This window comes from Longispora sp. NPDC051575 (assembly GCF_040681875.1).
Classification (GTDB): domain Bacteria; phylum Actinomycetota; class Actinomycetes; order Mycobacteriales; family Micromonosporaceae; genus Longispora.
The window spans coordinates 115,406-140,442 of the sequence record NZ_JBFAZP010000007.1 but is presented as its reverse complement, the minus strand read 5'-3'; the positions used below and the strand labels follow the sequence as shown (position 1 = coordinate 140,442).

At 69.8% G+C, this 25,037-nt stretch carries 28 protein-coding genes; 7 read left to right on the top strand and 21 right to left on the bottom strand.

Going from position 1 to position 25,037, the window contains the following annotated elements:
• Nucleotides 1-77 precede the first annotated feature (77 nt).
• Genes AB0M43_RS21460 through AB0M43_RS21450 form a run of 3 tightly spaced genes read right to left on the bottom strand, consistent with a single transcriptional unit; the run spans nucleotide 78 to nucleotide 3,538 of the window.
• A complete protein-coding gene (locus tag AB0M43_RS21460; protein WP_363727261.1) occupies nucleotides 78-2,354 on the bottom strand; it encodes a heavy metal translocating P-type ATPase in 2,277 nt (758 codons plus the stop codon).
• Between the two features lie 12 nt (nucleotides 2,355-2,366).
• The gene (locus tag AB0M43_RS21455) at nucleotides 2,367-3,299 is read right to left on the bottom strand and encodes a hypothetical protein (RefSeq protein ID WP_363727259.1); all 933 of its coding nucleotides are present in this window, start codon (nucleotides 3,297-3,299) and stop codon (nucleotides 2,367-2,369) included.
• A 29-nt stretch (nucleotides 3,300-3,328) separates the two neighbouring features.
• Nucleotides 3,329-3,538 carry a cation transporter gene (locus tag AB0M43_RS21450; protein ID WP_363727257.1) on the bottom strand — a complete coding sequence of 70 codons (210 nt, stop codon included), beginning with the start codon at nucleotides 3,536-3,538 and terminating at the stop codon, nucleotides 3,329-3,331.
• A 101-nt stretch (nucleotides 3,539-3,639) separates the two neighbouring features.
• Between AB0M43_RS21450 and AB0M43_RS21445 the strand changes: the two genes are divergently transcribed.
• Both AB0M43_RS21445 and AB0M43_RS21440 read left to right on the top strand, forming a co-directional pair.
• On the top strand, nucleotides 3,640-3,942 hold the full coding sequence (locus AB0M43_RS21445; protein WP_363727255.1) for a metal-sensitive transcriptional regulator: 303 nt from the start codon (nucleotides 3,640-3,642) through the stop codon (nucleotides 3,940-3,942).
• 240 nt (nucleotides 3,943-4,182) lie between these two features.
• Nucleotides 4,183-5,493 carry a YibE/F family protein gene (locus AB0M43_RS21440; protein ID WP_363727253.1) on the top strand — a complete coding sequence of 437 codons (1,311 nt, stop codon included), beginning with the start codon at nucleotides 4,183-4,185 and terminating at the stop codon, nucleotides 5,491-5,493.
• 201 nt (nucleotides 5,494-5,694) lie between these two features.
• Here the strand turns inward: AB0M43_RS21440 and AB0M43_RS21435 are convergent, their stop codons facing one another.
• Nucleotides 5,695-6,150: a MarR family transcriptional regulator gene (locus tag AB0M43_RS21435; RefSeq protein WP_363727251.1), complete on the bottom strand. Its 456-nt coding sequence runs from the start codon at nucleotides 6,148-6,150 to the stop codon at nucleotides 5,695-5,697.
• A 196-nt stretch (nucleotides 6,151-6,346) separates the two neighbouring features.
• On the opposite strand from AB0M43_RS21435, the gene AB0M43_RS21430 reads away from it, so the two are divergent.
• Complete coding sequence (locus tag AB0M43_RS21430) at nucleotides 6,347-6,820, top strand: hypothetical protein (RefSeq protein WP_363727249.1); 474 nt, start codon at nucleotides 6,347-6,349, stop codon at nucleotides 6,818-6,820.
• A gap of 145 nt (nucleotides 6,821-6,965) precedes the next feature.
• Here the strand turns inward: AB0M43_RS21430 and AB0M43_RS21425 are convergent, their stop codons facing one another.
• The 4 genes from AB0M43_RS21425 to AB0M43_RS21410 form a co-directional block, all read right to left on the bottom strand.
• On the bottom strand, nucleotides 6,966-8,384 hold the full coding sequence (locus AB0M43_RS21425; RefSeq protein WP_363727247.1) for an MFS transporter: 1,419 nt from the start codon (nucleotides 8,382-8,384) through the stop codon (nucleotides 6,966-6,968).
• A 64-nt stretch (nucleotides 8,385-8,448) separates the two neighbouring features.
• Nucleotides 8,449-8,697 carry a heavy metal-associated domain-containing protein gene (locus AB0M43_RS21420; protein ID WP_363727245.1) on the bottom strand — a complete coding sequence of 83 codons (249 nt, stop codon included), beginning with the start codon at nucleotides 8,695-8,697 and terminating at the stop codon, nucleotides 8,449-8,451.
• A 71-nt stretch (nucleotides 8,698-8,768) separates the two neighbouring features.
• Nucleotides 8,769-9,362: a TetR/AcrR family transcriptional regulator gene (locus AB0M43_RS21415; RefSeq protein ID WP_363727243.1), complete on the bottom strand. Its 594-nt coding sequence runs from the start codon at nucleotides 9,360-9,362 to the stop codon at nucleotides 8,769-8,771.
• Nucleotides 9,363-9,371: 9 nt separating this feature from the next.
• Complete coding sequence (locus AB0M43_RS21410) at nucleotides 9,372-10,802, bottom strand: MFS transporter (RefSeq protein WP_363727241.1); 1,431 nt, start codon at nucleotides 10,800-10,802, stop codon at nucleotides 9,372-9,374.
• Between the two features lie 144 nt (nucleotides 10,803-10,946).
• Here AB0M43_RS21410 and AB0M43_RS21405 point away from each other — a divergent pair, with 144 nt between their 5' ends.
• Complete coding sequence (locus tag AB0M43_RS21405) at nucleotides 10,947-11,471, top strand: DUF4396 domain-containing protein (protein WP_363727239.1); 525 nt, start codon at nucleotides 10,947-10,949, stop codon at nucleotides 11,469-11,471.
• Between the two features lie 60 nt (nucleotides 11,472-11,531).
• Here the strand turns inward: AB0M43_RS21405 and AB0M43_RS21400 are convergent, their stop codons facing one another.
• From AB0M43_RS21400 to AB0M43_RS21365, 8 genes are all read right to left on the bottom strand, one after another.
• Nucleotides 11,532-12,518 carry a threo-3-hydroxy-L-aspartate ammonia-lyase gene (locus tag AB0M43_RS21400; RefSeq protein ID WP_363727237.1) on the bottom strand — a complete coding sequence of 329 codons (987 nt, stop codon included), beginning with the start codon at nucleotides 12,516-12,518 and terminating at the stop codon, nucleotides 11,532-11,534.
• Nucleotides 12,515-13,828 carry an MFS transporter gene (locus AB0M43_RS21395; RefSeq protein ID WP_363727236.1) on the bottom strand — a complete coding sequence of 438 codons (1,314 nt, stop codon included), beginning with the start codon at nucleotides 13,826-13,828 and terminating at the stop codon, nucleotides 12,515-12,517. Before AB0M43_RS21395 ends, AB0M43_RS21400 begins: the two co-directional genes overlap by 4 nt.
• Nucleotides 13,825-14,940 (bottom strand): PLP-dependent cysteine synthase family protein, encoded by a 1,116-nt coding sequence (locus AB0M43_RS21390; RefSeq protein WP_363727234.1) that lies wholly within the window; start codon nucleotides 14,938-14,940, stop codon nucleotides 13,825-13,827. The genes AB0M43_RS21395 and AB0M43_RS21390 overlap by 4 nt, the downstream gene beginning before the upstream one ends.
• An 812-nt stretch (nucleotides 14,941-15,752) precedes the next feature.
• Nucleotides 15,753-16,679, bottom strand: a complete 927-nt coding sequence (locus tag AB0M43_RS21385; RefSeq protein ID WP_363727233.1) for an NlpC/P60 family protein — start codon at nucleotides 16,677-16,679, stop codon at nucleotides 15,753-15,755.
• Between the two features lie 360 nt (nucleotides 16,680-17,039).
• Nucleotides 17,040-17,486 (bottom strand): hypothetical protein, encoded by a 447-nt coding sequence (locus tag AB0M43_RS21380; protein WP_363727231.1) that lies wholly within the window; start codon nucleotides 17,484-17,486, stop codon nucleotides 17,040-17,042.
• A gap of 315 nt (nucleotides 17,487-17,801) precedes the next feature.
• The gene (locus AB0M43_RS21375; RefSeq protein ID WP_363727229.1) at nucleotides 17,802-18,431 is read right to left on the bottom strand and encodes a DUF305 domain-containing protein; all 630 of its coding nucleotides are present in this window, start codon (nucleotides 18,429-18,431) and stop codon (nucleotides 17,802-17,804) included.
• 89 nt (nucleotides 18,432-18,520) lie between these two features.
• The gene (locus AB0M43_RS21370) at nucleotides 18,521-18,922 is read right to left on the bottom strand and encodes a DUF6153 family protein (protein WP_363727227.1); all 402 of its coding nucleotides are present in this window, start codon (nucleotides 18,920-18,922) and stop codon (nucleotides 18,521-18,523) included.
• Nucleotides 18,923-19,094: 172 nt separating this feature from the next.
• Entirely contained in the window at nucleotides 19,095-19,526 is a 432-nt protein-coding gene (locus AB0M43_RS21365; RefSeq protein ID WP_363727225.1) for a hypothetical protein, read from the bottom strand.
• Nucleotides 19,527-19,570: 44 nt separating this feature from the next.
• On the opposite strand from AB0M43_RS21365, the gene AB0M43_RS21360 reads away from it, so the two are divergent.
• Nucleotides 19,571-20,014 (top strand): TetR/AcrR family transcriptional regulator, encoded by a 444-nt coding sequence (locus AB0M43_RS21360; RefSeq protein ID WP_363727223.1) that lies wholly within the window; start codon nucleotides 19,571-19,573, stop codon nucleotides 20,012-20,014.
• 95 nt (nucleotides 20,015-20,109) lie between these two features.
• Here the strand turns inward: AB0M43_RS21360 and AB0M43_RS21355 are convergent, their stop codons facing one another.
• The 3 genes from AB0M43_RS21355 to AB0M43_RS21345 all read right to left on the bottom strand — a co-directional run bounded on the left by AB0M43_RS21355 (nucleotide 20,110) and on the right by AB0M43_RS21345 (nucleotide 21,680).
• Complete coding sequence (locus AB0M43_RS21355) at nucleotides 20,110-20,577, bottom strand: hypothetical protein (RefSeq protein ID WP_363727221.1); 468 nt, start codon at nucleotides 20,575-20,577, stop codon at nucleotides 20,110-20,112.
• A complete protein-coding gene (locus AB0M43_RS21350; RefSeq protein WP_363727219.1) occupies nucleotides 20,565-21,236 on the bottom strand; it encodes a hypothetical protein in 672 nt (223 codons plus the stop codon). Before AB0M43_RS21350 ends, AB0M43_RS21355 begins: the two co-directional genes overlap by 13 nt.
• Before the next feature lie 93 nt (nucleotides 21,237-21,329).
• Nucleotides 21,330-21,680, bottom strand: a complete 351-nt coding sequence (locus AB0M43_RS21345) for a hypothetical protein (protein WP_363727218.1) — start codon at nucleotides 21,678-21,680, stop codon at nucleotides 21,330-21,332.
• 395 nt (nucleotides 21,681-22,075) lie between these two features.
• Between AB0M43_RS21345 and AB0M43_RS21340 the strand changes: the two genes are divergently transcribed.
• Together AB0M43_RS21340 and AB0M43_RS21335 are read left to right on the top strand one after the other, a co-directional pair.
• Nucleotides 22,076-22,441 carry a BlaI/MecI/CopY family transcriptional regulator gene (locus AB0M43_RS21340; RefSeq protein WP_363727217.1) on the top strand — a complete coding sequence of 122 codons (366 nt, stop codon included), beginning with the start codon at nucleotides 22,076-22,078 and terminating at the stop codon, nucleotides 22,439-22,441.
• Complete coding sequence (locus AB0M43_RS21335; protein ID WP_363727215.1) at nucleotides 22,438-23,382, top strand: M48 family metalloprotease; 945 nt, start codon at nucleotides 22,438-22,440, stop codon at nucleotides 23,380-23,382. The genes AB0M43_RS21340 and AB0M43_RS21335 overlap by 4 nt, the downstream gene beginning before the upstream one ends.
• A gap of 298 nt (nucleotides 23,383-23,680) precedes the next feature.
• On the opposite strand, the gene AB0M43_RS21330 is transcribed toward AB0M43_RS21335, so the two are convergent.
• Nucleotides 23,681-23,899 (bottom strand): cation transporter, encoded by a 219-nt coding sequence (locus AB0M43_RS21330; RefSeq protein WP_363727213.1) that lies wholly within the window; start codon nucleotides 23,897-23,899, stop codon nucleotides 23,681-23,683.
• Complete coding sequence (locus AB0M43_RS21325) at nucleotides 23,896-25,008, bottom strand: sulfite exporter TauE/SafE family protein (RefSeq protein ID WP_363727211.1); 1,113 nt, start codon at nucleotides 25,006-25,008, stop codon at nucleotides 23,896-23,898. Before AB0M43_RS21325 ends, AB0M43_RS21330 begins: the two co-directional genes overlap by 4 nt.
• Nucleotides 25,009-25,037 lie beyond the last annotated feature (29 nt).

Sequence of the window (25,037 nt, the reverse complement as noted above, 5' to 3'; positions counted from 1 at the left end):
CGGCTCTACCTGTGGGCGTCTACCGGCCCGATCCGTGCACGGGCCTTGCAGACGGCAACTTGATGGATCGGCGGTCGTCAGTTCGCGGCTTTGAATCTGCGCAGCCGCAGGCTGTTGGTGACGACGAAGACGGAACTGAACGCCATGGCCGCGCCGGCGATCATGGGGTTGAGGAGTCCGGTGGCGGCCAGCGGCAGGGCCGCGAGGTTGTAGGCGAAGGCCCAGAACAGGTTGCCCTTGATGGTGCGCAGGGTGGCCCGGGACAGCCGGATCGCATCGCCCGTGGCGCGCAGGTCACCGCGCACGAGGGTGAGGTCGGAGGCTTCGATCGCGACGTCAGCGCCGGTGCCCATCGCCAGCCCCAGGTCGGCTTGGGCGAGGGCTGCGGCGTCGTTGACGCCGTCGCCGACCATCGCGACCACCCGTCCCTCGGCCTGGAGCCGTTTGACGACGTCGACCTTGTCCGCCGGCAGCACCTCGGCGATGACGTCAGCCGTCTCGATGCCGACCTGGTGGGCGACGGCAGCTGCCACCGTGGCGTTGTCCCCGGTGAGCAGGACCGGCCGCAGGCCCAGCGCGCGCAGTTGACAGATGGCCTGCGCGGAGGTGGGTTTGACAGTGTCGGCGACGGCCAGCAGGCCACGGACTCGCCCCTGCCAGCCGATGGCGACGACGGTGCGGCCTTCGGCCTCGGCGGCCTCGCGGGCCTCGGACAGTTCGTCGGGCATGGCCATGCCGTGGTCGGCGAGCAGGGCAGGGCGGCCGATGAGCAGGTCCGTGCCGTCAACGGTGCCGGAGACGCCCATGCCCGCGAGGTTCGCAAATCCCGACACCGCTGGCAGATCGCCGAGGCGCTGGGTGGCGCCACGGGTGATGGCGTGGGCGATCGGATGCTCAGAGCCTGCTTCGGCGGCACCGGCCAGGCGCAGCACGGTGTCGGTGTCCTCGCCGGTTGCGGCGGTGACGTCCAGGAGCGTCATCTGGCCGGTGGTGACGGTGCCGGTCTTGTCGAGCACGATCGTGTCGATCCGGCGGGTGGATTCCAGGACCTCGGGGCCCTTGATGAGGATGCCGAGTTGGGCTCCGCGTCCGGTTCCGACCATCAGGGCGGTCGGGGTGGCCAGGCCCAGGGCGCACGGGCAGGCGATGATGAGGACCGCGACTGCTGCGGTGAACGCGGCGGCGATGGTCCCGCCGGTGCCGAGCCAGAATCCCAGGGTGGCGATGGCCAGGGCGATGACGATGGGTACGAAGATCGCGGAGATCCGGTCGGCGAGGCGCTGGACCTCGGCCTTGCCGTTCTGGGCGTCCTCGACGAGGCGGGCCATCTGGGCGAGTTGGGTGTCGGCCCCGACCCGGGTGGCGCGCACGACGAGCCGGCCCCCGGCATTGACAGTGGCCCCGGTGACGGTGTCGCCGGGCGCGACCTCCACGGGCACGGACTCACCTGTCAGCAGGCTCGCGTCCACGGCGGAGGTGCCGTCGACGACGATTCCGTCGGTGGCGATCTTCTCCCCTGGGCGCACGACGAACTCGTCGCCCACCGCGAGTTCCTCGGCCGGGACGCGGATCTCCCGGCCGTCGCGGAGCACGGCGACGTCCTTGGCGCCCAGTTCCAGGAGCGCGCGCAGGGCCGAGCCGGCCCGGCGCTTGGCGCGGTGTTCGAAGTACCGACCGGCGAGGATGAACGTGGTGACGCCGGCGGCGACCTCCAGGTAGATGTTCCCAGTGCCGGCCATCCGCTCGACGGTGAAACTGAACGGGTGAGTCATGCCCGCTTCTCCGGCGGTGCCGGCGAACAGGGCGTACACCGACCAGCCGAAGGCGGCCAGCACGCCGACGGAGACGAGGGTGTCCATGGTCGCGGCGGCGTTGCGCAGGTTCTTGAAGGCCGCTACGTGAAACGGCCACGCGCCCCACACGACGACGGGTGCGGCGAGGGCGAGGGAGGCCCACTGCCAGTAGGTGAACTGCCAGGCCGGGACCATGGCCAGCACGATCACCGGTACGGCGAGCAGCGCGCTGACGATGGCACGGTTCCGCAGTGCGCCCAGTGCCCGCTCTTCGCGGGTCGGCTCACCAGTCCCGGCGTCGGCCTGCTGCTTCGCGGGTTGGGGAGCCTCGGCGGTGTAGCCGACGTCCTCCACGGTGGCGATCAGGTCGGTGAGGCTGACCAGCGGCGTGAAGTGGATCTTCGCTTTCTCGGTGGCGTAGTTCACCGAGGCGGTCACGCCGTCGAGGCGGTTGAGCTTCTTCTCGATCCGTGCCGCGCACGACGCGCAGGTCATGCCGCCGATCGTCAGCTCGACCTGTTCGGTGCGCTCGGCGCTGGGGGTGGTTGGTGCCGTGGTCATCTCAAGGCTCCCTTAGTGACCGTGGCCGGTCGGGGTGGGTGCGGGGGTAGCCGCAGGGATCGCCGGGACGGGCCCGGCCGGAGGCGACGCGGTCACGGCCTGCCCGACGGCGATGGTGAACTCGGCGGTGCGAACGACGCCGCCGTGCTGGAAGTCCAGGTACAGCCGGTAGGTTCCGGCTGTGGGCACCTCCGCGTAGAAGGTGACGTGCGGGCCGGCCGGGCCGGTCTCGGGATGCACGTGCAGGTACGCCAGGTCCCCGGCGCGCAACGCCACCAGGTGCCCGTAGGCGCCTAGGTAGGGCTCCAGATCCGTGACCGGCACCCCGGCCCGGCTGACGGTCAGGGCCAGTTTGCTGGTGCGGCCGGGCTCCACGGCGCCTGCGAGGGACACGGTGTAGCCGTCGACCGTCGCCGTGGTCGCTGGTGCCGGCACGGGCCGCGGGGTGAACTCCCCCGGCACGTCGACGTCGATGCCCAGGATGAGCGGGTCGGCTCCTGTGGGTGTGAAGTCTGCGAACGCCCGGTAGGTGCCGGGCTCGCCCCACGGGGCCGCCACCCGCCACACACCGTCGGGTGCCATCTGCGGATGCACGTGCCGGAAGCCCGACAGGTCGCGGCGCGCGATCACGAGGTGCATCCGCTTGTCGTGGGCCACGTCGAAGCCGGTCACCGCCGCGCCGTCCGCTCCGGTGATCCGGAACGCGAACTCGCCGTCGGCCGCCGGTACCCGGCTGAAGGTATAGCCCCGGTCGGACACCAGGAGCCCGCCGGGCAGGTTCGTCGCCGCCGGCTTCGTGGCGGTCTCGGTGCCGTGCTCTCCGTGCGCGTCGGCGGGGGTGCCGGCGGCGGTGACTGGGCCGGTCAGGTGACCGGCCCCGTACGCCGCGCCGAACACCAGCGCGAGCCCGAGGGCGAAGACGCCCAGTTTCGTCGCCGTGTTCATCGCAAACCTCTCATCGGGTACTGCCGGGGTCAGGAGGTGGCGAGCTCGTAGCCGGCCTCGTCGACGGCGGCCCGCACGGCCTCGACGTCGAGTTCGCCTGTGCTGGTGACGGTGACCTCACCGGTGGGCAGGTCCACCGCCACGTCGCTCACGCCGGCGATATTGCCGACCTCGGAGCTGACGGAGCCCACGCAGTGCCCGCACGTCATGCCCTTGACCTGGTATTTCGAGATGATCATGTCCGAATTCCCTTCCCAGCCTCACCGATATACCCATGGGGGGTACCCGTTTGTCTCACTGAACCTAACATACCCCCTGGGGGTTCCGGTATCCTGGTGTGATGACGACCCCACAGGCCACCCCCACGCGCGGGTACACCGCCACCAAGGACCAGCTCCTCGCGCGACTCCGGCGGATCGAGGGCCAGGTGCGCGGGATCGAGAAGATGGTCGAGGAGGACCGGTACTGCATCGACGTCCTCACCCAGATCTCCGCCATCCAGGCCGCCCTCGACAAGGTGGGCCTCGGCCTGCTCGACGGGCACGCCCGGCACTGCATGCACGAGGGCGCGACCGAGGGCCGGGCCGATGAGATGGCTACCGAGATGATGGCCGCCGTAGGCCGCCTGATGAAGCGCGGCTGAGAGCCCTCGATCTCCTATCTGAGATAGTAGCCACATGGCGAATCGCTCCACGGAAAGCCGGCTACCCTGGGTAAGCGGCTCCCTGCTGACGCGTCATCATCAGGGCGGTCGTTCGGGCGACGGTAAGGCCGCTATGGGCGATAGGCCCTTATTGTCCGGCCAGTGCGAGATTGACGGTCGGCTCCCACAGGCCGCCGTCCCGCGACCGACCCAGCCCCGCCGGCACGAGGACGTTCACGCATGAGTTCCCATCCCCACCAGCACGGCCCCCTCGGCGCGAACCAGCGCGGCACCTGGCGGGCCACCCTTGCGGTGATCGTTCCCGCCGCGCTGATCATCCTGGCCGCCCTGATCTGGCTGTGGCCGCCCAGCCATACCACCGCGGATCAGCCCGACGGTGCGCAGCGGGTCAACGGCACCATCACGGCGATCAACCACGAGCCGTGCCAGCAGCTCCCTCCGGGTGAGCAGCCGCCCGGCGCGCGACCGGGGGTCAACGGCTGCGGCACAGTGACCGTGCGACTGACCGAAGGCGCGGCCTCAGGCACCCAGGTGACCGTGCGCATGCCCAACGGCCCCGGCGCGCCGACCATCGCCGAGGGCGACGACATGGTGCTGATGCACCTGCCGGACACGCCCAGCGGCGAGACCTACCAGATCCACGACCACCAGCGCGGCAACCAGTTGTGGATCCTCGGTGCCGCCTTCGCCCTCGCGGTGGTCGCGTTCGGCCGTTGGCGGGGCCTGTCCGCGCTGGCCGGGCTGGCCGTCACCTTCGGGGTGTTGCTGCTGTTCGTCGTTCCGGCGATCCTGGCCGGTCAGCCGCCGCTGCTGGTGGCTATCGTCGGCGCCGCTTCGATCATGCTCGTCGTCCTGTACCTCACCCACGGGCTGAGTGTCTCCACGTCGGTGGCCGTCGCCGGGACCCTGGCAAGCCTGACCCTCACCGGAGTGCTGTCCACTGTGGCCGTCAAAACCACGCACCTCAGCGGCGTGGCCGACGAGACGTCCAGCTACCTGGGTCTCGTCCACAACGTCAACATGCAGGGCCTCCTGCTCGCCGGCATCCTCATCGGTTCCCTCGGCGTCCTCGACGACGTCACCGTGACCCAGGCCGCCACCGTCACCGAACTCGCCCGCGCCAACCCTGGATACGGCTTCCGCCAGCTCTACCGCTCGGCGACCCGGGTCGGACGCTCCCACATCGCCTCGGTGATCAACACGATCATCCTGGCCTACGCGGGCGCGTCTTTACCGCTGCTCGTCCTCATCGCGGCCGGCAACCAGCCCCTCGGACAGGTGCTCACCAACCAGCTCATCGCACAGGAACTCGTCCGCAGCGCCGTGGGAACACTCGGCCTGATCGCCGCGGTCCCGATCACCACGGCGCTCGCCGCGTTCGCCGCTCGACGGTCGGCCACGATGTCACCTGCGACCCCGAACCTCGAACACGACCCAGCGCCCGCGCCACAGGAGCGACCCGCAGGCGACCCCGCAGACCATCTCGCCGTCCTATCCCGCGAACGCACGGCCGGCCCCGAACAGTGGTAGGCAGCGCACGGCACCGGGCAGGTCCGATCGGGCCCGCCAGCAGCCTTCACCCCGAACTGCTCGAATAGCGACACGCCGGCCCAGCGCAGGACTCTTCCGGAAACGGGTTCGCGGCCGTGACCACGCTTCCCGCAGATCCTGGTCGGGGAGATGACCTCCGCCGTCGAGCGGGCGATCTCCACCGCCCGGACCATCCGGGTGTCAGTCTCGGGTTTGTGGGCTGCCCGGATCGTCGGACAGGACCCGCACCAGCGCGGGCAGCGCCACAGCCAGCGCCTGCAGTTCCTCGCCGGAGAGGGCCTCGAGCATTCCGGAATGCCGTTGCCGCATCGCTTCGGCGACCGAGGCGGCGGCAGCGATGCCCGCCTCGGTGAGCGTGACCATCAGGTAGCGCCGGTTGTCGGGGTCTCGTTCCTTCCCGACCCAGCCCTTGCTCACCATGGCGTCGACGAGTCGGCTGACCGTGCTCTTCTCCAGGGCAAGGTAGGAGCCGAGTTCCTGCTGGGTCGATGGGCCGTTGGCCAGGTAGCGCAATGCCATGGCCTCGGAGACAGACATCCCGAGGCCAGCGGCGGCCTGGGATGAATCAAGCACCCCGCGTAGCCGAAAGAGCTGGACCATCGCGCGATCCAGGGCGTCATGCAGCCGATCGGCCAATGCCCACTCCCAACAGTTGTGCGATGCAACTCTAACCGTGTACGTTGATGCTAACAGTTGTACCGCACAACTCTGATGCGCAGTCGCGGACACCGCCGACACCGCTCGTGACCCTTATGGCCCCGGCCTGCACCTGGGCACCACCAGCCGCAGACCGGTCGCCCGGCGGCGCGACAATTCCGAAAGGACAAGCTCCATGAAACCGTCCCACAACGAGTCGCTGATCCGGCTCTCGTTGCTCGCCACCACCGCGACTACGACCATCACGTCGGTCCACCACATCTACCGCCTCGGGCTTGAGGTGCTGGCTCCAGCGGTCATCGTCGTCGTTCTTCCCGTCGGGCTGATGCTGTGGTTCAGGTCTTCCGGGAGCAGGGTGGCCCTCTGGGGCTACGCCCTCCTCACAGGCCTGGTGTTCTTGTGGTTCGGGTTCATCGACGGGTTCCTGGACCACGTCCTCAAGGCCCTCGGCATGCAGAACACGACTTTCCTGCCCGGCGGGGAGGCGGAGGTCGTGGAGACGGCGTTCTCGCTGTGGTCGCCCCGAGCGGGCACCGCGTTCTACGAGGGCACCGGCATCGTGACCTTCGTCGCGAGCGTCGTCGCGGTCTTCTATGCCTACCGCCTCCTCCGGGCGTCCAGGTCCCCGGAGGCGATCACCAACTCCTGACAGAACCCCACTGCCAGCGTCCCGTCCGGGCAGCCGCACTCCGAGACGACCGGTACCGCATCGATGGCCGCGCCCAGATCGGCGCGATCCAACGAGGTGGCGGGCCGTCCTGTTCAGGACGGCCCGCCACGTCAGTGCTACGTCGTCACGCGTTGACCCTCTCCGGGTCCGACACCTTCGCCGGCCGGGGGCTTCGCAGGCTTCCCAGGGCCAGGGCCGCCCCGCCCAGCGCGACGATCGCCGCCGCTGTGAACGCGGCGGAGAAGCCGTCGGTGAGTGCCGTTCTGTCCGCGAGTAGGCCGGCGCCGATGGAGGTGGCGACCGCCGTGGTCGCGGCGAGCCCGAGGGCGGAGCCGATCTGGTAGGTGGTGTTGACGATGCCGGAGGCCAGACCGCCCTGTTCTGCGGGGGCGGCGGAGATGGCGGCCATCAAGGCGGGGATGAACACCAGGGACATGCCCACCGCTGACACCAGCGAGCCGGGAAGCACGTCGGTGAGGAAGCGGCCGGTCGGTTCGACGGTGGACAGAACCCCCAGGCCGACGGCCAGGACGGCGAGGCCGGTCACGATCAACGGTTTGGTGCCGAACCGGCCGATGAGGCGTCCGGTGACGGTGACCATGAGCAGCATCATCAGGGCTGTCATCGGTACCAGGGCTGCGCCGCTGGCGAAGGCGCCGTAGCCGAGGACCTGCTGCAGGTACAGGTTGAGGAAGTACCACATCGGGATCCAGGCCGCCCCCAGCAACGCCATCGCGATGTTGGCCGCGCCCAGGTTCGGGGTCCGCCACACCGACAGGGGCATGAGCGGGTTGGCGGAGCGGCGTTGGACGCTGACGAAGACGACCAGCAGCGCGGCCGCGCCGAGCAGGGACAGTACCGTCGCGGCCGACGTCCAGCCGGTTCCGGGGGCCTGGACGATCGCGTACACGGCCAGGGCGAGGCCGCCGGTGACGGTCACCGCTCCGGCGATGTCGAGGCGACCGCTCCGGCCGGGTACCCGCGGCAGGAGCGCTGGGGTCACGGCCAGGGTGAGCAGCCCGATCGGCACGTACACGGCGAAGATCCACGGCCAACTCAGCCACTCGGTGATCACGCCGCCGAGGAACACTCCGGCCGTGCCGCCGGCCGGTGCGGCGGCACCGTAGAACGCCATGGCCTTGGGCAGTTCACGGGGCTGGCCGGCGAACAGGACCATCAGGAGGGTCATCGCCGCCGGGGTGATCAGTGCGGAGCCGACGCCCTGCACCGCCCGGCCGGCGATCTCCCATCCGGCGTTGTCGGCGACTGCGGCGAGCACGGAGCCCGCGATCAGCGTCGCCCAGCCGGCGGTGAAGATCCGTCGGGCCCCGAACAGGTCCGACAGTCGGCCGCCGAGAAGCAGCAGGCCACCGAGGGCGATGACGTAGGCGTTGAAGACCCACTGCAGACCGCCGGGGCTGAACCCGAGTTCGCGCTGCATGTCGGGAAGGGCGACACCGATGATCGACGTGTCCATGATGACCATGAACTGGGCGGTGGCGAGCACGGACAGTGCCCACCAGCGACGGGGGTTGGGTTGCATGACGGTGTTTCCTTCCTGGCCTCGGCGTATCAGCGCCGGGCCGGACATGTGACCGCTGGTGCGGTCAGGAGGTGACGACCTGGTAGCCGGCGTGGGTGACGGCGGCGTGGATCTCGGCGGTGGTGGCAGTGCCGGACACGGTCAGCAGCCGCGCGGCAAGGTCTACGGTGGCGCCCGTGACGCCGTCAACGGCTTCGACGGCGGTGGTGACCCGGGTGGCGCACGGCTGGCAGCTCATCCCGGCGACCGTGAACGTCTGGCCCACGACCGCACAGCTCTCGATCTGGGCGGTGGTCGGCTCGCTTGCGCACATGACGAAGTCCTCTCCGTCAGATACCCCCAGTGGGTATCTGACGGAGAGGAACCTAGCATACCCCCAGGGGGTTATGTAAGAGGTGGCCTCAGGATGGCGAGCAGGGTGGTCTCCAGGACCGCCGGGAGCGCCTCCGGGGTCAGAAGTCCCGAGTCGGCCTCGGCGGCTGCGGCGTGCAGGAGGCTGTACACGGTCGTGACCAGCCAGGTCAGTGGCAGGTCGGTGCGGAAGACTCCTTCTGCCTGACCTCGGGCGATGAGCCGCTCGACCCGGCCGAGCGTGGGGGCGTGGCCGGCGCGCATCCGGTCCGTGCCGAGTTCGGCGAGGGCGTTGACGTGCAGGCCACGGTGCTTGTCGAGGATCGACCAAGCAGACCGCACGAGCCGGGCGAACGCCTCATCGGCCGGCCCCTCCTCCGGCGAGCAGGCGTCGAGTGCCCGGTCAGCCTGTTCGATCGCTGCGGCCAGGACCGCGTCGAGGAGCGCTTCGCGCGACGGGAAGTGCGCGTAGAGGGTCACGCGTCCGACGCCGGCGGCCCTGGCGACGTCGGCCATGCTGACTGTGCGGTCGCGGCTGAACAGGTCGAGGGCGGCGTCGGTGATGGCGGCGATGTTGCGGGCCGCGTCGGCTCGCTTACCCGCCGCGGCCTGCTGGTGAGAACCCATGCTCGCAGGTTAGTGAACGTGGGGGCCCCCGGTGATCACCGCCTTGCCGGGCGGCACCAGACCCACAGCGATCCCGGCGGCCACGATGGCGACCACCGTGCTGACCGCGTACGCGTCGACGAAGCCGACAGCCTGCGGGATGGTGGAGCCGATGCTCACCGCCGCGATGGTCGAGGCCACCGCCACGCCGACGGCGCCGCCGAGTTCATGGAAGGTGTTCACCACACCGGAGGCCAGCCCGGCCTCGTGGTGTTTGACGTGCGCCAGCGCCGAGGTGGTCGCGGCCACGAACACGGGTCCGACGCCGAACGCCGCAACGGCAAGGCCGGGCAGGAACGTGGCGTACGCGGTGCCGGTGACGCCGATCTGGGTCAGCAGGAACGCGCCGCCCGCACTGATCAGCAGACCACCGGCCGCGACGGGCCGGGCGCCGATCCGGCCGATCAGCCTGCCGCCGAGGTGTGCGCCGGCGCCGATGGCCACCGCGGCGGGCAGGAACATCAGGCCCGTTTTCAGCGGGCCGAAGCCGCGCGCCTGTTGGAGGTAGAGGGAGCCGAGGAAGAAGAACGCGATCAGCAGTCCGGTGGCGACCAGCATGAGGAACGCCCCGGCCAGCACCGGCCGGCGGGTGAGCATCTGCACCCGCATCAGCGGCGCGGCGGATGTGCGTTCGATCGCGGCGAACACCCCCACCAGGACCAGGCCCGCACCCAGGGGTATGAGGGTCTGGGGGCTGTCCCAGCCGGAATCGCCCGCAGTGACCAGGCCGTAGATGAGCGCGGAGACGGCGGCGGTGACCGCGATCGCGCCGGGCAGGTCGACGCCGGTCCGGGCCGCCGCCACCCGGTTGGCGGGGACGACGCGCAGCAGCAGGGCGAAGACGACGATGCCGACCGGCACATTGATGCCGAACACCCACTCCCAACCCGGCCCGGCCGTGAGCAGGCCGCCGAGGAGTACCCCGATAGCCGCGCCCATGCCGCCGATGCCGGCCCACACCCCGAGGGCCTTGTGGCGTTCGGGACCGACGAACGTGGTCGACACGATGGCCAGCGCCGCAGGCGACAGCAACGCCGCACCCACACCCTGGGCCGCCCGGCCGGCGATCAAGGTGACGCCGTCGGGCGCGAAGGTCGCGCCGAGGGAGGCCAGCGTGAACAGCGCGAGCCCGACGAGCAGGATCCGTCGCGCGCCGAACAGGTCCGCGAGCCGCCCACCGAACAGCATCAGGCCGCCGAAGGCGAGGGTGTAGGTGGTCACCACCCAGGTCAGTGCCTGGCGGCCGAGGGACAGGTCCACGCCCATGCTGGGCAGCGCGACCTGCACCACGGTCACATCCAGGATCAACATGAACTGGGCGACGGACAGCAACGTCAGCGCCTTCCACCGCCGAGGATCGGGGGTGCGATGGGCCACATGGGGGGCCAGCGTCTGGGCCACGGGGAAACCTCCAAGACTTAAACCGTACATGGGTGTACGACTTAATGTTGCGCACGCTGACGCTATTCCGTACATGCGTGTTCAAGTTATTTCGATCTTCAAAACGCTTGTACTGCGGATACCCCCTAGGGGTATGGTGAGGTCATGAACCACGACATGCACACCTCGAAGACCAGCTGGCGGACTGCGATGTCGGCGACCCTGCACTGCCTCACCGGCTGCGCGATCGGCGAGGTCCTCGGCATGATCATCGGCACGGCGCTCGGCTGGTCGAACCTGCCCACGATCATCCTCGCGATCGTCCTGGCGTTCGTCTTCGGTTACGCCCTGACCATCCGCCCGGTGCTCAAGGCCGGCCTGACGATGGGCGCCGCGATCGGCGTGGCCCTCGCCGCCGACACCGTGTCCATCGCGGTCATGGAGGTCATCGACAACGCCGCCATGCTGCTCATCCCGGGCGCGATGGACGCGGGCCTGAGCAGCTGGATCTTCTGGGCCAGCCTGGCCGGCGCCCTGGCGCTCGCCTTCGTGGTGACGGTGCCGGTCAACCGGTGGATGATCTCGCGGGGCAAGGGTCACGCGGTCGTCCACCAGTACCACAGCGGCCATGAGGCGCATGCCGGCCACGGGGCCACACCCGACGGCGACGACCACCACGGGCACCACTGAGCGGACAGACTCCCCCAGCGGCACCCGACGGCATCGCGCCCGCCGGGTGCCGCTCGGCCGTTACGCGGCCTGGCCCAGGGGCCCGGTCAGGAGTTCGCAGAAGCGGTCGGCCCCGACGTTGCCGCCGGAGATCATCACGCCGACGCGTTTGCCGGGCAGCCGCACCCTGCCGGCCAGCAGCGCGGCCACCGCCAGGGCGCCGCTGGGCTCGACCACGAGCTTCATCCGGTCGAACAGGAACGACATCGCCCGCACGATCTCGGTGTCGCTGGCGACGGTCACCTCGTCCACGAGTCGCTGGATGATGGGGAAGGTCAGCTCGCCGGTGACCTCCCCGGTGACCCCGTCGGCGATGGTGCGCGGCACCGCGATCCGCACCGGCTCCCCGGCCCGCAGGGACTGGCCGTTCTTGTCCCCGTCCTGCGACTCGACCCCGATGATCAGGGTTCGCGGGGACACCGCCCGCATGACGGTCGCGCAGCCGGCCAACTGTCCCCCGCCGCCCAGCGGCACCAGGAGCGCGTCGAGGTCGCTGGTCTCCTCCAGGAGTTCCAGGCCGGTGGTCCCGGCGCCGGCGATGACGTCGGGGTGGTCGTAGGGCGGGATGACCGTCAGGTGGTGCTCGGCGGCCAGGGCGGCGGTGATCTCGAACCGGTTTTCGGTGTACCGGTCGAAGGTGACGATCCGTGCCCCGTAGCCCTGGGTGGCCGCGAGTTTCATGGGCGGGGTGTCGGCTGGCATGACGATCAGCGCTCGGGTGCCGAGCATCCGGGCGGCGAGGGCGACGGCTTGGGCGTGGTTGCCGGAGGAGAACGCGATCACCCCGTGGCGAAGGTCGTCAGGGTCGAGGTGGGCGATGGCGTTGTAGGCGCCCCGGAACTTGAAGGCCCCGATGCGCTGGAAGTTCTCGCACTTGACGAACACCTGCGCGCCTACGTGTTCGTCAAGGGTGCGTGAGGTGAGCACCGGAGTCCGGTAGGCGACGCCCGACAGCCGCTTGGCCGCGGCCCGCACGTCATCGAGGGTGACAGAAAGGACTGTGCTCATAGAGTTGCGGCTCCTTTGGCAGCGGGGACGACGGTGGGGGCGGCGGTCAATTTCCCAGATCGGGCCAGTGCCGCGATGGCGGTGGTGCAGACGATCCCGGTGGCGATCAGCGCCAGCCAGGGCAGGGCGGGCAGATCCCAGGCGGCGGCTGCGCCCCAGATCGCCCCGGTGCCCAGGTTTCCGAGGGTGATCCCGATACCGGACAGGGTGTTGTACAGGCCGTAGTGGGTGGCCACGAGCCGTTCGCCGGACAGGGCCACGATCGTGTCCATCTCGAACGGGTAGGCCACCACGGTGCCCACGGTGAGCACGACCGTGGCGAGGAGCAACGGCGCCAGTGCCACCGCGCCGTCCCAGGCCGACGCGCCTGTTCGGTACACGAACAGGTGCGCGGTCAGAGCAAGGGGCAGGAAAGCGGCGCCCATCAGCGCGAGACCGACCGTGATGGACCGCCCGGAGTTCCACCGCCGCTTGACCCAGGAGGTGACCCGCACCTGCCCGATGACCGCGACCACGGCCGACAGGGCGAACAGCACGCTGCTGCCGACGTCACCGCCGGAGGGGCCGAGCACTCGGGCGGCCTGCAGCGGTAGAGCGAGGTAGATCTGCGAGGACAGCACGTAGGAGCCGATCATCGCCAGGGAGAACAGCATGAACGGCCGGTTGCCGACCACCTGTCGCCAGTCGGCGCGGACGCCGGCCAAACCCGTGGCCCGCCCGGGGTCCGCCTCTTCCCTGGGCTGGTTCGGCAGCAGCCGCACCTGCACGATCGTCAACGCCGCGAACACGGCGGCGGCGACCAGGCACACGGTGCGGAAGTCAGCCGCGATCAACAGGAGGCCGACGAGCGGGCCGATCAGGATGCCGGCCTGGTAGAACACGTTGAACACGGCGAACGCATCGACCCTGCGTTCCCCGGCCTCGGCGGCCACGTAGGCGCGCACCGACGGGTTGAACAGCGCGCCGGCCAAACCGGTCAGCACCGAGGCGACAAGCAGCGCCGGGAGCGTGTCGACGAACCCTAACAGGGCGAATCCGACGGTACGCAGCACCAACCCCGCGACGATCATCGACTTGTACCCGAACCGGTCGGCCAGCATGCCCCCGACGAGGAACATGCCCTGCTGGCTGAGCGTGCGAACCCCCAGCACCAGGCCCACGGTCCACGCCGCCATGCCCAGGCCGGAGGACAGGTGGTTGGCCAGATACGGCATGAGCATGTAGAAGCCCAGGTTGATGCCCAGCTGATTGACGGCGAGCAGCTGAACGCACCGGTTGAACGACCTCACCTGCCGCCAGGTGCCCGTCACCTGTCGGTCCTTCCCGCAGCCGCCACCGGTGCCGGGTCGATGACGTTCTCGCACCGGGTCCAGCGGGTGACCTCCCGCTCGCCGGGGTGGCCCATCTCGTCGGGATCCTTCGCCGGCTCCACGTTGAGCAGACCATGCTCGGCGGCATAGTCGTCGTTGTAGATGGTGTCCCAGTACCGCTGAGGACCGTCGGGGAAGATCGCCACGATCCGCTCGTGAGCCGGGGAGGTGCGGGCCAGCCAGTTGGCGACCAAGCCGACAGCCCCCACGCTCCACCCGCCGGTCTGCTGCTGGGACGCGGCCAGCTGCCGGCAGCTCCACACCGCCTCACCTGGGGCGACCCAGTGCACCTCGTCGAACGCGTCGTAGGCGACGTTACGCGGGTAGATGCTGCTGCCCAGGCCCCGCATCAGTCGGGTGCGGGCCGGCTGGCCGAAGATCGTCGAACCGACCGTGTCCACCCCCACCAGGCGCAGGTCGGGGAAGAACTGCCGCAGCACCCGCGACACCCCGGCGCTGTGTCCACCGGTACCGACGCTGCACACCAACGTGTCGATCCGCCCGAGCTGGCCGACGAGTTCCAACGCCAGAGCCTCGTACGCGGCGACGTTGTCAGGATTGTGGTACTGGTCGGGGCAGTACGCGCCCGGCTGGGCGGCCATCAGTTCCCGCACCCGGTCCCGGCGGGCCTGCTGCCAGCCCCCGGTCGGGTGCGGCTCGGCGACGATGTCCACCGTGGCCCCGTACGCCTTGAGGAGATGGCGCATCAACGGCTCCATGCCCGGGTCGGCGACCAGGGTCACCGGGTGCCCGTACACGATGCCGGCCAGCGCCAGCCCGAGCCCCAGCGTGCCACTGGTGGACTCGATGATCGGCCGCCCCGGCTCGAGCTCGCCGCGTTCGCGGGCCCGGGAGATCATGTGCAGGCCCGGCCGGTCCTTGATCCCGCCGGGATTGTGCCCCTCCAACTTGGCCCAGTAACCCCGGCCCGCCCCGAACCACAACTCCGGCACCCACAGCACCGGCGTGTTGCCTACCAGCTCCGCCAACGACCGGCAGGCGGTGCCCCCGACCAGGCTGCCGGCAGGCGGCAGCGCATCCACAGTTCTCATGAAAAACCTTCCCCAGAACTCGCAAGAACGACCCGGAAGCGACCTCGGCGGGGATGGCGACAGCCACCCCGGGCCAGGTCAGGTCCGGGACACGCACACGAGAGACAGGACAGAAGGTTGATGTCGCAGCTGGTGCCGGCGCACCACCGCGTCCGACCCCGCCGGTGCGACCGGCGACCAGTAGGCGACCGGCGCGATGACCGGAAGATCACCCGGAGTCGGCGCGTTCGTCGCGGTCTGCCCTCCGACCAACGCGCCACAGGAGTGAGCTCGGTGCTCGTGCTCGGCCGGATGTACGGGCACCTCGCCGTGACTGGGCTCCTCCAGCGCGATCATCACGCCGACGTCGTGACGGGAGTGGCCATCGTCGGAGTGCGCACCAGGCGAACACAGCACGGCATACACCACAATGAGCGCGGTTAGTACCACCGCGCCCGTGCGGTATACGAAGGTCACGAATGAGCAGATTACGCGACACTTACATCACCGTCAATGTGCCATACGTGGCTGTGTCCAGTAATTCCCGCTGATGTGACTGAAAAGTAGTATCACGGCTACCGTGCGCCAGCCGCTCGCCATCGTCGGGCCTTCGTTGCCGACGGGGCAGAATGTCCACGCTCCGACCCGACCCCGGTGCGGGCACGCTCTGCTATGGGCACACGCTCAACGACAGGGCGTGTCATCACGACCTCGCGGACAGCGATCGACTGGCCGCACCGGCTCTACGCAGTCTCGACCTCCAGGCCACCCAGGCAGTGCGTTCCCGCCTGACTCGCCCTCCCACCTCATCTCCCGCACGCATGCCCCTCGGATCAGCTCGGGCGGGCGGCCCCCGCCCACGGGAACGAGTCGAGGCTGACGATCGCGATGGTCTGCCCGAAGGTCGGCGCGTGGATGATCTTGTTGTCGCCGATGTAGAGGCCGTTGTGGTGCAGGTCGGCGTAGAAGAAGACGACGTCGCCCGGTTTGAGGTCGGCCTTGCCGACGTGCGGGAGATCGTTGTACTGCATGACGGTGTTGTGCCGCAGGGTCGTGCCCGCTGCCCGCCAGGAGGCCAGCACCAGGCCCGAGCAGTCAAAACCGTTAGGGCCGGCCGTGGCCCACTGGTAGGGCTTGCCGATCTGGTCGTAGGCGTAGCGCACCGCCACCCCGGCCTTGCCCGCGACATAGGGAGGAGGCGGCCCGGTGTAGCGGCCGGCGGGTTGACTGGCGGCTCCGTACAGGCGGGTTCTCAGGTCCCGTACCCGCTTGAGGTCAGTTTCGATCTGGGTCTTCTTGCCCGCCAGTTCCTGTTCCTGGGCGACCTGGCGGTTGAGGATCGTGTCCAGGTCGGCCTTGCGCGCGTCGAGGGGCGTCTTGGCCGCGGTGACGGCGGCGAGGTCGCGTCGCTGGTCGGCCGCCATGGCCTCCAGGAGAGTCAGCTGGTCGACGAGAACGAGCGGGGACTCGCTGCTCAGAATCATGGTGGCGGTGGAGGCGTATCCGCCGCGATAGGCCGCCGCGGCGACCGCCCCGATCCTGGCCTCGGCCGCGGTGAGTTGCTCGCGCAGCGGGGCGAGTTCGGCGTTGAGTGCCGCGACGGTGGCCTTGGACGCCGCCAACTCCTCGCGGACCTTGTTGTACTGTTCCACGACCGGGCCCAGCTGCCCGGAAATCTGGTCGAGTTGCTTTTCCAGTTCCGCTCGGGTCGGTTCGGCGTGCGCGACCGTGGACGGCAGGGCCAGCGCGACAGTGGTCACCGCGACCGCAGCGACCCACCGCCAGCCTCGCCACCTCGATGGTGCCAACAAGGACGTGGGCCCCTTCGCGGTCGTCGGTCGGGCGGTGTCACCGCACCGGCGGGTCCCACCCGGGGGCGGAACCCGCCGGAGTCTCCCTCAGTGGAGCGGTCGCCAGCCGCCTCTACAGTGACGGTCCGGCAGGCGGGCGACCTGGTCCCCTAAGACGAGAGTCGCCCACTGATCGCAAATACTAAGCGAGATAGTAGGACCTGACAATCCTCGTCTATGCCAAGGCCGCGCACCCGCCGGAAGCCGGCCCTCGTTGTCGGCGATCTGAAGCGGCATCCGGCCCCACCGGGTGCGCCGTGGCGCGCCGGATCAGTCCGGCGTCCTTGGGGTCTGCAGGGTGGGCTGCGCCGCGTACCCGGCCGCGAGGACGGCGACCACGATCAGCCAGCCGATCACCCCACCGGACGCGTTACCGATCTCCAGGTGGCCGAGGAACACGTTCATCCACGGTCGGTGCGCCACGCCTGCTGCGAGCGCGAGGTCGGGCGCGACCGCCAACACCTGGCCGAGCAGGATCCAGGCGAGCGGGCCGTGGGTGGGCCTGCCGAGCAGCCTTGCCACGATCATCGCGGCCAGGGCCGCCGCCGAGCCGGCCAACCACGGCAGGACGGCCACAGATGGCGGCCCATGCGACAGGAACACCAGATAGGCCATGACCGTCAGCCCGAACACGGCTGCGGCGAGCACCGCAGTCCGGGTCACCTGCGCAGCCGCCGTCGAGGGCCGGCCTGCAACGTGGGTGTGGGTGGTGCTCACGGGCGGACCATGCCAGAGGCGAGGAGACAGCACCACGTCGGCCTGTGCCGAAGATCCCCGATCAGCTCCACCTGAGCTCCTTCCCGAGAAATACTACGTTGGATAGTAAACAGGCGAGGCCGTGCTCGGCCACCTCTTGACAGCCCGAATACGACCGTCAGAGCTGCCTCGATGAGGTGGCCGATCACCACGGATCGGGGCAACGGGCGTGAATGTCGCCGCCGGTCAGATCGCGACGCGCGTACGTCGAGGGACCAAGGCATCCCCGATCAGGACACGCCCGGGGACGGGATCCACCGTCCCCGGCGCGGACCCCTACAGTCGGTCGAGGATCTTCTGGAGCTTGTCCACCTCGGCCGCCTGGGCCTTCTCGATCACGGCGGCCAGGGCCTTGGCGTCGGAGTTCTTCCCCTTGGCCTGTTCGTCCTTGGCCATCGCGATGGCACCGTTGTGGTGGGCGATCATGCCGCGGGCGAACAGGCGGTCGAACTCGACACCCTTGGCCGCCTTGAGCTTGGCCATCTCCTCCCCCGACAACATGCCCGGCATCTGAGAGGACATGCCGGGCATGTTGTGCCCGCCGCCGGGAGCCGCGGTCGGTTGGCCCCACGCCAGCAGCCAGCCGGTCATGGTTTTGATCTCCGGGTCCTGCGCGCCCTTGATCGCGACCGCGAGGGCCTTGATCTCCGGTTCCGTCGCGCGGGTCTCGGCGAGGGTGGCCATCTCCACGGCCTGCTGGTGGTGCGGGATCATCATCTGCGCGAACTGGGTGTCGGCGTCGTTGAAAGCCGCACCGGTCGGCGCGGCTGTGGTCGGTGCCGTCGAGGTGGGCTTGGAGCCGTGCTCCATGCCGCCCATGTCGCCGCCGCAGGCGGACACGACGAGCATGGCTGCGGCGGCGACGCCGAGGAGCGCGGCACGGCGCAGTGTTGAGGTGTTCTTCATGACGATGCTGCCTCTTCTGTCAGGTGTGTCTAGAGCGATAGGTCATGCCAGCGGCCAGCCGCGACGACGTCACAGCTGGTGGCGATTTCCTATACCCGTAGTACCGACAGGTCGGCGAGGAGCAGTCCGCGCCAGGGCGGCGGTGGTCCGCGCCCCGCCGTCGACCAGGCCCGGTCCGCGCGCCATCCGAGGACGTGGGGGCGGCGGAGGAAGCCGCGCAGCACGCCGACCAGGATCACGATCGTCAGCGCGGCGAGGATCGCCAGGCAGACGTCCACGGGGTCCATGCCCATGCCGGCGCCGTTGACCGCGTCCTGCGTCACCGCGATCGGGGCGGGCATGGAGTGCTGGGCCATCTGGGCGTGCGCGCCGGTCATGGCGGGGGGCGCGCCGTGCGAGTCGCTCGGGTGGCCGAAGGTGTGCATCCCGATGACGCCGAGGGCGAGGAGCGCGAGGAACAGCAGGCGCAGGGGTGTTCGTCCTGCCAGCATCGCCTCACCCCCTCCGCCAAGGTCTCGCTTTCACGGTAGCCGAATCCGGCAGCTTGTTGGCACCGGGAGGACCAGCGCCCCGCTGCGGTTCGGTCGGGGCCGAGCAGGAGTTGTCGCTTCTACTGCTGCGGCGCACTACGTCGGTCGCGCTGCTTGCGCCAGCCGTAGCGGGTCAGTCCCCGAGGCTTGTACACCGCCAGCACCGTGGCCACGAGCAGCAACAGCAGGGCGGAGCTGGCGTGCAGGACGACCGACGGGGTCCGCAGTACGCCGAGGTCGGCGCGCGACAGGTGGTCTGTGCCGCTATGCCCGCCAGGTAGCCGAGTGTCTGGGCGTAGAGCAGCAAGACGACGGTGGCCAGGACGGTGATCAGCAGCTTCACCAGGACCCAGTAGTGCCAGAACAGTCCCCACTCGGTGCCCATTGACTGGATGAGCCCGGTAAGCAGCGAAGCGAGGGCCAGCGGGACGAGGACGAACCAGCCGATCAACTCCATCGAGAGATGGGCGGCGCGCACAGTCTGAGCGTCCTGGCTGCCCAGGCCCGCGATGGCGAGGGCGAGGAAGCCGGCGACCGCGCCGAGCCACCCGACCGAGGCCGTCACGTGCGCGGTGAGCGCGAGCTTGCGAAAGCATCGGACGGGCGACCTTGTACAAGTACTTCCCGGACTTCGAGGCGATCCTGGCCGCCTGGCACGAACGCCAGGTCACCGGCCACCTGCGACACCTCACCGACGTCCGCAACCAGATTGGCGACGCCAGCACGCGACTCGAAGCCGTGCTCGAGGCGTACGCGCTCATCTCCCACGAGCACCACGGCACCGAACTCGCAGCACTCCTGCACCGTGGTGAACACGTCGCGCGAGCCCAGCACCAGCCCCGAGACTTCATCCGAGACCTGCTCGCCGAGGGCGCGGCGGCCGGCGACCTGCGCGATGATGTCGCGCCCGACGAGCTCGCGAGCTACTGCCTGCACGCCCTCACGGCGGCCAGCGGCCTGTCGTCCAAGGCCGCTGTCCGCCGGCTCGTCACTGTCACCCTCGCCGGACTGCGCCCCGACGCCGACGCCAGCCCGACGCCCCGGCACGATTGACCGACGAGCCCGACCTCGGGCCGCGCCGGGCGACCGCGCCATCCGCTTGGCAGTACGCCGGGCCCGGTCGCGTGGACCGGGCCCTCGGCGGTTTCTCAGGGCCGCACGGTGCAGGTGCCGGCCTCGCCGATCACGACGGTGGCGGTGACCCGGCCACCGGCCGGCACGGTCACGGCCGCGCCGCACACCTCGGCGAGCGGGCCGAGCCCTTTCTCGCCGCTGGTCGGGCAGGTGCCGGTGCAGGCGCGGTGCCAGCTGATCGCCCGGTACCTGCCCGGCGGCAGAGACTTGTCGAGCGTGATGGGGCCGGTGTTGAACGACGCCTCGGCGAGGGATCTGCCGTTGGGCGTTTCGACGCGCGCGTACCAGATGGTGTTGGCGGGGGTCGTGCCGCTCTGGGTGATCGACAGCGTGCCGGGCGCGTCGGTGCCGGGCGCCGCGCTGGTGCGTACCGGTGAAGGGGTGGTCTGGGTCTTGGTCGCGGGCTGCGGTTGCCCGCCGCAGCCTGCCAGGATCAGCAGGGCCGCGACGGGAACCAGGAGCCGGGGTGTTACTCGTTCCACGTGACCATGGTGACGGTCTCGCCGGTGCGGATCAGGGTGCGTCCGCTGTAGTCGGCGTCGGCCGCCAGCCCGCTGTGGTTGTAGATGGCGGCGAGCTGGTTGTAGTCGTGGGTGTTGGGGTGCTGGTTGCTGGTGGGGTTGTTGGTGTAGTCCATGCAGGTGTTCAGGTTCGGGTTGGTGAAGTTCTCGTCCTGGTGGGCGAGGCCCCAGTCGTGGCCGATCTCCTGGCACATGACGAGCTGACGCATGGCGGCGCTGGCGGTACCCAGGTAGGTGTCGTTCATCTTGGCGTTGGCCCGGGTGATGTGGCTGCCGGAGACGTTGATGGAGGCCAGGCCCGACCAGCCCGTGGAGCCGTAGGCGTAGTTGCACACCCGCACCGCCCCGGTCACCATCGGACACGACGAGCGGGTGGCGGTGTCCGTGGCGCCGGCGACGGTGCTGACCTGGATCCAGGCGCTGGCGTTCCAGTCGGAGATGGCCGTGTTGTAGGCGGTCGTCCAGCCGGAGGTGACACTGCGGTAGACGTTGACCGACACCTGCCCGGTGCGCGACCAGTGGTAGCCGCTCCAGCTGTGCCCGGCCTGGGCGGGCGCCGCGGCGAAACTCACCACGCCGGCGACGACAGCTGTGGCGATGGCCAAGAATCGAAGACGCATGATCGTTCCTTCCTTACCGAGGGGTATCCCACGGGCGGTGGGATGACGGCGACCCTACTACTATCCATAGTAGATAGACGAGAGTCTATTTATTTACTCCGCGTCCGCGTGCGCCACCCGCCGCCGGGCAGCGGCGAGCACGATCTCCTTGCCCGTATAGCAGGCGTCGGGGTCGTGGTAGGTCACAGCCTGGGAGTCATGGGTGTACCCGTCCGCGCCGACACATCCCGCGAAGGCCGGAGCCTTGGGGTTGGCGAGGCTGAACATGCGCGGGCCACCCGAACAGGCGTTGGACCCGTTGACGTACAGGTACCCGGTGTCGTTGAACGCGGTGCCGCTGGAGCGGGCGGCGATCGCGTACTCCCGGCTGGCCTGCGGGTCGGTCCACCCCCAGCCGCCGCCGCCACTTCCACCGCCAGTGGAGGCAAGGGGGAGGTTGGACATCAGGTCGATGTTCTTGCAGGCCTAGCCACCGGCCGTGCCGCCGGTGCACGTGACGGGCGCGGCGGCCGACACCTGCGGCGTCAGCGCGGCGAACAGCACCGCGAGGGTGACGAGGATGAGAGGTCTGCGCATGAGGCGCTCCTTTCCGGAGCGCCAGACTATGAGCGGCACGACGACCCAAACAATAGGTGGTCGTCAGTGAAATTATGGCACCGACCTGCGCTTCTCCCTGACCTCGCACGGTTCGACTCTGTTGAAATTCACAGCACTTCCCACCGTTGCCTACTATCTGGACTAGTAGTAGGTTGGTGGATCCTCCGTATACCGCGCGACCACTCAGCGTGACGGGTGGCTACTAAGCGGCATCGTAAGGTGTGGGCGGCTACCATGCTCTCGTGAAGGATTTCGGGCAGCTCGAGGCGGCGGTGATGGACACCGTCTGGTCGGCGTCGGGCCCTGTGACCGTGCGCGGCGTACTCGAACAACTCCACGAGCGCGGCCTGGCCTACACGACCGTGATGACGGTGTTGGACAACCTGCACCGCAAGGGCTGGCTGGTCCGCGAACTCGACGGACGCGCCTACCAGTACCAGGCGGTCCACCAGCGCGAGGAGTACGGCGCGCAGCTCATGCGCGAGGCCCTCGACGTCGGAGGCGACCGGATGGCGACGCTGCTGCACTTCGTCGGCTCCATCGAGTCCGACGACCTCGACCAGCTCCGTGCGGCGCTGCGCCGCCGAGGCCGCACCCCGAAGCCATGAACCTCGCCCCGGCCATCGCCCTGGTGATCGCCGGAACGGTGCTGGCCGTGGCCCTGCCGCCCGTGCTGCTGCGCCTCGGCCGCCGCAGCCCACAACTCGCACTCACCTGTTGGCAGCTCGCCGCCGCGGCCGTGCTCAGTTCCTGGTTGCTCGCCTGCCTGAGCATCGGCGACCTGCTCTTCGAGCCCCTGCACCGCCTCGGGCACCTGTTGTCGATCTGCATCGCCTCGCTGCAGGGTCTGGCCCACGTCTCAGCGCCCGGTACCGGCGCGCAACTTCTCGGCGGCCTCGCCAGCGCCGCACTGGCAGGGTGGGTCGCCGGCTGGATCGGCATCCGGTTGTCCCGAGAGCGGCGCGCCCGCCTACGCCACGCCGCCGGGCTACGGCTGGTGGCCCGCCGTGACGCCGAAGCCGGGATCTACATCCTGGACAGTCCGCATCCGGCCGTCTACTGCTTCCCCGGCCCCGAGCCGATGGTCGTGGCCAGCACCTCCGCTCTCGCGGAACTGTCCCCCGACGAACTCGCCGCCGCGCTCGCCCACGAGCACGCGCACCTCGCCCACCGCGACCACCTGCGCATCTCCATCGCCCGCGCACTAGGACGAGCACTGGCGTTCGTGCCCCTGTTCGCCATCGCCGCAGACGAGGTCGCCCGGCTGTGCGAACTGCGCGCCGACGACGACGCCGCACGCGTACACGGCCACACGACCGTCGCGGCGGCGCTCCTACACCTCCTGGCCACCCGGCCCCCCGCCCCGGGCCTAGGCGCAGGCGGGCCCGGCAGCGCGGCCCGCGTCCGCCGACTCCTGGACCCGCCCGCAGACTCGCGGCGCGTCGCGCTCCTGTTCACCGCGGCGACCACAGCCGCGATCCCGTTCGTCGCCCTGGGCGTGGCACTGATGACGCTGCCGTACGGCGTCGCACTGTGCGACCTGCACTAACCATCGCGGCGCACTGCCCCACCCCGAACCGGGGGTCATCGACGCACGATCTCCGCTGGTGTTCCCGTCATCGCTGCGGTGACTCTTCCGGGGGCGTGCCACAAGACTTCGGTCGCAGCGGCCGAGCCATCACGACGCGGGGGCATCAGGCCGCCACCCAGCACCGGACGGTGCCCAGCCCGGCCATCCACCCGCCCCTGGGCCTAATGCCCTCAACAAGAGGCTATCGCCGAACGGGCCTGGGCGGGTCTTCGAACCGCCCCGGCCGCAGAGGGTTCCACTGGTTTGCCTCCCGCCGTCAGGTCTCCTCGTGCGTGGCAACGTAACCGGCCGCGACGATCGTGGCGGCGAGTTCGGTCGGTCCGACGCGGCTGTCCGCGATGACGGTGGTGCGGCCGGCCTTGACCGACGTCGTCGAGCAGGTCACGCCGGGGATGTCCTCCAGTGCTTCGTCGATGAGCATCCCGCAGCTGGCGCAGTGCATGCCCTGCACCCGGAAGACGTAGGTGGCGGTCACTGGGACTGCTTCGCGACGATGGTCAGCGCGCCGGTGTACATGCCCATGCCGCAGGAGTACTTGAGCCTGCCGGGCTTGAGGATCCCGAGGTCGATGGGGGTGTCGCCGCGCACTGGCAGGATCACCTCCTTGTTCCTGGACGGAATCACGAAGGCCCGCACGCAGCCCTCGGCGTCCTCGGAGCGCACGATCAACGTCGTGGGGACCCCGGAGGCGATCTCGATGTTCGCGGGCGAGTAGGAGCCGGTGCGGGCGGTGACCATGACGGTTTGGCGCCCATCGGCGACGGTGACCGAGGCGGCGTCGGCCGGGGCGAGGGCCGCGGTCACGGGTTGCGGGCTCAGGCCCATCACGCGCGAGAGGTTGGAGGCCGCCAACGGCGAACCCATCAATTCCAGACCACCATTCAGCGTGTACAGGCCGAGCGCCACGACGATGAGGCCGGTGGCCATTGCGAGCCTGCCGCGCCAGGCTGTGGCCGCGCGGCGGGCCAGGTAGCCGAGCAGGGCGAACAGGGGGCTGGTCCCGGCGACGAACACGGCCATGATGGCGGCCCCGGCCAGCGGCGACCCAGACGTGAGTGCGAGGGCTTCCACCGACAGGGTGACCCCGCACGGCACCGCCACGGTGGCCAGCCCCAGCAGGGTGGGTGCGAACATCGACGCCGAACGGGCCCGGCCGCGCACGAACCGCGACCAGGACGCCGGTACCTCGATGACCAGGCCCTTGAAGCCGGGGACTCCGAGCTGGGCGAGCCCGAACGCCACGACGAGCACACCGGCGGCGACCTGGGCCATGGTGCGCAGCCCGACGGACAGTTGCACCACCGAGCCCAACGCGCCCAGTGCGGCGCCGAGCAGGGCGTGGGAGACGAGCTTGCCGGCCAGGAACCCGCCGACCGGGGCGAGGTCATCGCCGAGGCGGGCCCACCCGGTGCGCGGGGCGGGTACCGGATGAGACAGGTCCTTGTTCTTGGCTGTGATGGCGGTGGTGATCGCGGTGGCGCTACGTTGCCGGGCCACCAGCCCGGCGAGAAGTCCGCCCTGGACGGCGGCGCACGACACGCCACCGGCGAACAGGCCGGTGATGAGAACAGCGGTGAGGTTCACGGATGAAAGCTCCTTGGGCAGGATGGGAC

Coding starts and splice junctions, on each gene's coding strand:
- AB0M43_RS21460 (WP_363727261.1), bottom strand. CDS start 2,354: ATGACCACGGCACCAACCACCCCCAGCGCCGAGCGCACCGAACAGGTC.
- AB0M43_RS21455 (WP_363727259.1), bottom strand. CDS start 3,299: ATGAACACGGCGACGAAACTGGGCGTCTTCGCCCTCGGGCTCGCGCTG.
- AB0M43_RS21450 (WP_363727257.1), bottom strand. CDS start 3,538: ATGATCATCTCGAAATACCAGGTCAAGGGCATGACGTGCGGGCACTGC.
- AB0M43_RS21445 (WP_363727255.1), top strand. CDS start 3,640: ATGACGACCCCACAGGCCACCCCCACGCGCGGGTACACCGCCACCAAG.
- AB0M43_RS21440 (WP_363727253.1), top strand. CDS start 4,183: ATGAGTTCCCATCCCCACCAGCACGGCCCCCTCGGCGCGAACCAGCGC.
- AB0M43_RS21430 (WP_363727249.1), top strand. CDS start 6,347: ATGAAACCGTCCCACAACGAGTCGCTGATCCGGCTCTCGTTGCTCGCC.
- AB0M43_RS21425 (WP_363727247.1), bottom strand. CDS start 8,384: ATGCAACCCAACCCCCGTCGCTGGTGGGCACTGTCCGTGCTCGCCACC.
- AB0M43_RS21420 (WP_363727245.1), bottom strand. CDS start 8,697: ATGTGCGCAAGCGAGCCGACCACCGCCCAGATCGAGAGCTGTGCGGTC.
- AB0M43_RS21415 (WP_363727243.1), bottom strand. CDS start 9,362: ATGGGTTCTCACCAGCAGGCCGCGGCGGGTAAGCGAGCCGACGCGGCC.
- AB0M43_RS21405 (WP_363727239.1), top strand. CDS start 10,947: ATGAACCACGACATGCACACCTCGAAGACCAGCTGGCGGACTGCGATG.
- AB0M43_RS21400 (WP_363727237.1), bottom strand. CDS start 12,518: ATGAGCACAGTCCTTTCTGTCACCCTCGATGACGTGCGGGCCGCGGCC.
- AB0M43_RS21390 (WP_363727234.1), bottom strand. CDS start 14,940: ATGAGAACTGTGGATGCGCTGCCGCCTGCCGGCAGCCTGGTCGGGGGC.
- AB0M43_RS21375 (WP_363727229.1), bottom strand. CDS start 18,431: ATGAAGAACACCTCAACACTGCGCCGTGCCGCGCTCCTCGGCGTCGCC.
- AB0M43_RS21370 (WP_363727227.1), bottom strand. CDS start 18,922: ATGCTGGCAGGACGAACACCCCTGCGCCTGCTGTTCCTCGCGCTCCTC.
- AB0M43_RS21350 (WP_363727219.1), bottom strand. CDS start 21,236: ATGCGTCTTCGATTCTTGGCCATCGCCACAGCTGTCGTCGCCGGCGTG.
- AB0M43_RS21345 (WP_363727218.1), bottom strand. CDS start 21,680: ATGTCCAACCTCCCCCTTGCCTCCACTGGCGGTGGAAGTGGCGGCGGC.
- AB0M43_RS21335 (WP_363727215.1), top strand. CDS start 22,438: ATGAACCTCGCCCCGGCCATCGCCCTGGTGATCGCCGGAACGGTGCTG.